1 rRNA gene is annotated in these 255 nt (G+C 50.6%); it reads left to right on the forward strand.

What is annotated here, in order from left to right:
- Window positions 1-150: 150 nt before the first annotated feature.
- A 23S ribosomal RNA gene (locus tag M3205_RS25455) occupies window positions 151-255 on the forward strand; the annotation flags it as partial.

Below are 255 nucleotides of genomic sequence, written 5' to 3' on the forward strand. Positions count from 1 at the left end.
TTAAAACGAAGTAAGAGCACAAACCTGAGGGCAATGAGAAGCAAGAAGATCAAGGAAGCGACTGAACGAGCACCGGAGCGTACGAGAGTACGTGAGGAGCACAGTGACGGAGCTGACGCAGAGATTCTCTGCTTATCATTGGCCGAAGTAGGTTAAGTTAGAAAGGGCGCACGGTGAATGCCTTGGCACTAGGAGCCGATGAAGGACGGTACTAACACCGATATGCTTCGGGGAGCTGTAAGTAAGCTTTGATCC

The sequence above is a fragment of the Cytobacillus firmus genome, from assembly GCF_023715565.1.
Classification (GTDB): domain Bacteria; phylum Bacillota; class Bacilli; order Bacillales; family Cytobacillaceae; genus Cytobacillus; species Cytobacillus firmus_C.